This is a genomic window from Streptomyces sp. NPDC059900 (assembly GCF_050270335.1).
Taxonomy (GTDB): domain Bacteria; phylum Actinomycetota; class Actinomycetes; order Streptomycetales; family Streptomycetaceae; genus Streptomyces.
Map to the genome: position 1 here is coordinate 1 of NZ_JBNNJZ010000673.1, position 4,056 is coordinate 4,056.

Annotated in this window: 6 protein-coding genes and 1 pseudogene; 2 read left to right on the plus strand and 5 right to left on the minus strand. The window is 69.9% G+C overall.

Annotation, left to right across the window (positions count from 1 at the left end):
* A pseudogene (locus tag ACQKIP_RS41690) lies at nt 1–243 on the plus strand (carbon-nitrogen hydrolase family protein); the annotation flags it as partial.
* Between the two features lie 89 nt (nt 244–332).
* Here ACQKIP_RS41690 and ACQKIP_RS41695 read toward each other — a convergent pair.
* Nucleotides 333–959: a GntR family transcriptional regulator gene (locus ACQKIP_RS41695; RefSeq protein WP_365856499.1), complete on the minus strand. Its 627-nt coding sequence runs from the start codon at nt 957–959 to the stop codon at nt 333–335.
* A 130-nt stretch (nt 960–1,089) separates the two neighbouring features.
* On the opposite strand from ACQKIP_RS41695, the gene ACQKIP_RS41700 reads away from it, so the two are divergent.
* Nucleotides 1,090–1,482, plus strand: coding sequence for a hypothetical protein (locus tag ACQKIP_RS41700; RefSeq protein ID WP_365856501.1), 393 nt, complete (start codon nt 1,090–1,092; stop codon nt 1,480–1,482).
* A gap of 27 nt (nt 1,483–1,509) precedes the next feature.
* On the opposite strand, the gene ACQKIP_RS41705 is transcribed toward ACQKIP_RS41700, so the two are convergent.
* The 4 genes from ACQKIP_RS41705 to ACQKIP_RS41720 form a co-directional block, all read right to left on the minus strand.
* Nucleotides 1,510–2,061, minus strand: coding sequence for a cupin domain-containing protein (locus ACQKIP_RS41705; RefSeq protein WP_365856503.1), 552 nt, complete (start codon nt 2,059–2,061; stop codon nt 1,510–1,512).
* Nucleotides 2,062–2,405: 344 nt separating this feature from the next.
* Nucleotides 2,406–2,636: a chaplin gene (locus ACQKIP_RS41710; protein ID WP_365856505.1), complete on the minus strand. Its 231-nt coding sequence runs from the start codon at nt 2,634–2,636 to the stop codon at nt 2,406–2,408.
* Nucleotides 2,637–2,805: 169 nt separating this feature from the next.
* Nucleotides 2,806–3,369 carry a S1 RNA-binding domain-containing protein gene (locus ACQKIP_RS41715; protein ID WP_365856507.1) on the minus strand — a complete coding sequence of 188 codons (564 nt, stop codon included), beginning with the start codon at nt 3,367–3,369 and terminating at the stop codon, nt 2,806–2,808.
* 12 nt (nt 3,370–3,381) lie between these two features.
* Nucleotides 3,382–4,014, minus strand: a complete 633-nt coding sequence (locus ACQKIP_RS41720) for a hypothetical protein (protein ID WP_365856509.1) — start codon at nt 4,012–4,014, stop codon at nt 3,382–3,384.
* Nucleotides 4,015–4,056: the final 42 nt, after the last annotated feature.

Below are 4,056 nucleotides of genomic sequence, written 5' to 3' on the forward strand. Positions count from 1 at the left end.
GCCCTGGACGCCACGCTGTGGGTGGCGGCCGCGGGCCAGGCCGATCCGGCCGCCGGGGGAGTGGCGGCTACGGGCACGGCGCCCACCGGAGTGGGATACAGCATGATCGTCGGCCCCGACGGGACCGTACGCGACCGTCTGGGGGCCGGGCCCGAGCTGCTGATGACGGAGGTCGACGCCGATGAGGTCGCGGAGGTCCGCGCAAAGATCCCGGTCCTCGCCAACCGGCGCCTTGGCACCTGAGCCGGGCGGTTCGCGACCGTAACACCCGCTCCCCGCCGGGCCGGTGGGCTCCCGCAGGAGCCTTCCGGCCCGGCGACGCGTGCGCCCGCCTATCCGGCCAGCAGCACCTTGAGCGTCGACTCCAAGTGACTGTCGATCGCGGCGCACGCGGCTTGCGCGTCACCGGCTTCGAGCGCGTCCACGATCGCCCGGTGCTCGTCGAGGACCGCGTCCTGACGGCCTTGCTGGTTGTAGAGGGCCACGACACCGGCCCGCACCTGACGGCTGCGCAGCCCCTCGTAATGCCGGTCGAGCAGCGCGTTGCCCACGGCCGACACGAGCGTCGAATGGAACTGGTGGTCCACGTCGATGAATTCCTTGGCCTGGTCGGGGCCGCTCAGCGTGCGCTGGCGCTCCAGGAATTCGCCCAACTCCCGCAGCGGGGCCTGGCCCGTACCGATGACGTGCTGCGCCGCGTACCGTTCGACGATGCCGCGGAGCTGCATCAGCTCGGTGATCTCACGCCCCGACAGCGGCGCGACGCGAGCTCCGCGCTTGGGCACCAGATCGACCAGATCCTCGGCGGCGAGCAGAAGCAACGCCTCCCGGATCGGGGTACGCGAGACGCCGATCCGATCGGCGATGTCCTGCTCCGAGAGGAACTCGCCCTGCATCGCGGGGTCCGTCAGCACCGTGTCCTTGAGATACGCGTACGCCTTCTCCCGACCCGACGCCACCGCTACCCCCAGAGATCGCACACACTTGATCGCATACACCTTGTATACGGAAGTTACCACGCGACCCCCGCTTCTGGCCCGGCCTCGACGCGGGCCTTGTGCGGCATGGTGGGGCCGCTACGGTGCGGGCATGGAGGACGACGCCATCTCCGACGATCTGATCGACCGCATTCGCGTGATTGCCGGCGACTGGGCCCGGCTCTGGGGCGAGGACGCACCGCGGAACCTTCGGCTTGTCGCGACGACTCAGGACGCCGCGATAAAGCACCTTCACGAAGAAGGCGGAGTGGGCGCGCCACTGATACCCGTCTACCTCGTCACGATGGAAGGCTCCTTCACCAGAAGACCTGGTGCGCCCGGGGCGTGGGGCGTCTGGGCTGCCATCCTCGTGTTCCGCTCACCGTTGCGGCTCGGGCCGTACACGGTGAGGCCCACCGGGCACGTTCCACGCCGTCCGCTGGAGCGATTGGGGCGCACGTACGAAGTCGGCGACGGCGGCGGCCCTGACCTTCGAGACGGCTAGGTCACCTTCGAACGGCCCGGCCCGCTGTCAGTCCCCCGACTGTTCGGGGGATGCCTCGCCGTCGAGTACGTACAGCTCCGGCAGGTTCACCACGATGGCCTCCTGTGTGCTGCGGGCGATGACCACGACCGCTTCGTCGTCGGGGCTGGGGTTTTCCTCGCGGTGCGGGACGTAAGGCGGGACGAAGATGTAGTCGCCCGGTTCCGTGCGGATGCGGATCTCCTCCGGGGTGCCGCCGGAGTCGTCCAGGAAGACGAACTCCGGGTGTCCCTTGATGACATGGATGGCCGTCTCGGACGCTCCGTGGTGGTGGTTGGAGGAGGCGGTGTCCGGGGCGACGTGGGTCTGGCCCATCCAGATGCGCTCCGAGCCGACGCTCGCGCCGCTGATAGCGGCGAAGCGCCGCATGCCGCCCGTCTGCGCGGTGTCGCCGTCCAGGGCGTCGGCGCGGATGTGGTGAAGGCGGGCGCTCAGCGGCTGTGCGGCGCCGGCGTGGCCGGGCAGGTCCGGGTGGAAGGCGTCGTGAGGGGCGGCGGACGGCTCGTCGTCGGACGGCGTGGGCGCGGTGTGCGGGGCCATGGGAATCCTGCTCGTCGGGGCGGGCCGTGACGGCCGGGGCCTGAATGGTGCGGGCACACGCCGCTGTTGGTCACCGATGACGGCCGCGGCGAGGCGTGGCGGGCCCTCGGCCGGAGGCCGGCGGACGGCGTGCCCAAGATCCTCGGGCGACGGTAGAGAGCCGGGCGAACGGATGTCAACGGCGCGCCGTACCCGGATGAGCACCGCACTGTGGTGACGGAGCCCGGCTGTCCGTAGAGAGGACTCCGGCAGACACGCGAGCGCGCCACCGAAATGGAGGATCGGTGGCGCGCTCGCTCAGACCGTGTCGAGCCCGCAGGCTCCTACGGTGCGATCAGACCGGGTCAGCGGTTGACGCAGGTGTTGCCGAAGGTCGGGTTCAGCAGACCGATGACGTCGATGCTGTTGCCGCACACGTTGAGCGGGATGTGGACCGGGACCTGAACCACGTTGCCCGAGAGCACGCCCGGCGAGTTGACGGCAGCACCCTGGGCGCCGGCGTCGGCGGACGCGAGACCCGCGGCACCCATGACGAGAGCACCGGCGGCCAGCGCCACAGTCATCATCTTCTTCATGACGGACACACTTCTTTCTCTTTGAGCTCGATCAGCCAGAAGGCGCCGGGCCGGCCTCGACGAACGTCGCGCGGCCGGAGCACACCGCTTTCCCGGCGCCTGTGTCGATCAACGCTCTTCCGGGGCCGTGGACACGCTCTTTCCCCCATAAAGCCGACACGGCCCCGGCTCAGAGAGGAGCGGAGGCCCGGCGCAGGGACAGGGCCACCCTGCGTCGCAGCAGGTCGACTTCGAGGACGACGACGCAGACCTCGTCGCCGACCCCGACGACGTCTTCCGGGTTCTCCACGGGTGCCCGGGCGAGTTCCCGAAGGTGGACCAGCCCTTCGACCCCGTCGGCGACCCGTACGAAGGCGCCGAACGGGACCAGTTTCGTGACGCGTCCGCGCAGTCGTCGGCCCACCGCGGTGCGGTCGGCGAAGTCCCGCAACGGGTCGGGCCGCAACGCCCGCAGGGACAGCCTGGCCTCCAGGTTCCAGGTGTCGAACTGCAAGAACTCACAGGCGACGCGCTGCCCGACCGCGACGACGTCCGACGCCGCCTCGATCCGGGTCCAGGACAGTTCGGGGATCGTGATGAACCCGACGCCGGGGAAGACGGGGTGGGCGGGGCCGTCGTCCAGCGCGACGAATACCCCGAACCGTTCTGTCGCCGCGACCGTGCCGTCGAGGATCCGGCCGCAGCGCAGTGATGCCAGGAACGCCCAGAGTTCCGGGTTCTCATCCGGGCCCATGGCGACCATGCGTCAGCTCGACACCGGGATGGCCTGCGGGTCGACGTCGCAGTGGTCGACCGAGTCCGCCAGTCCCTCGCCGCTGATCTCCACCCGGACCGTTCTCTTGCCCTTCCCGGGCACCTTGACCTTCTCGCTCTCCTCGATGATGGTGATGCCGTTTTCGTCCTCGAAGGTGACCGACACCCAGAAGCGGCCCGTCTCCTCATTGCCGTTCGTGACCTTGACCGTCGCGTACGGGGCCGTCCTGGTCGCGCAGGTCACCAAGGTGGCCTTGGCGTCCCGCAGTTGCTCGCCGCCGGGGGAGCCGGAGGCGGTTGAGTCGTGGGTGGGCCGCCGGGTGTAGCTGCCGCCGCTGGAGCTGCTGCTGCTCGCGTCGCCGCTGCTGCCGTAGGAATCGTCATCGTCGTCGTAGCCTGATCCCGATGTCGTCGATCCGGAGGACCCGGACGACCCGGATGTCCCGGAGCTGCTCGACGACGAACTGTCGTGGTCCTGGCTCGAACTGCTGCAACCGCCTCCGCCACCGCCGCTGCCGCCGTGGCGACTGCCGCCGTGGCCCCGGCCCGTCGTGAAGCCCGTCAGGGCCATCGCCGAAAGCACCAGTGCCGCTGTGATCTTGAGTGTGCGCCCCCGATTTGTCATGCGCAGATCTTATCGACGGCCGGAGCCGCCACGGCCGGCCGG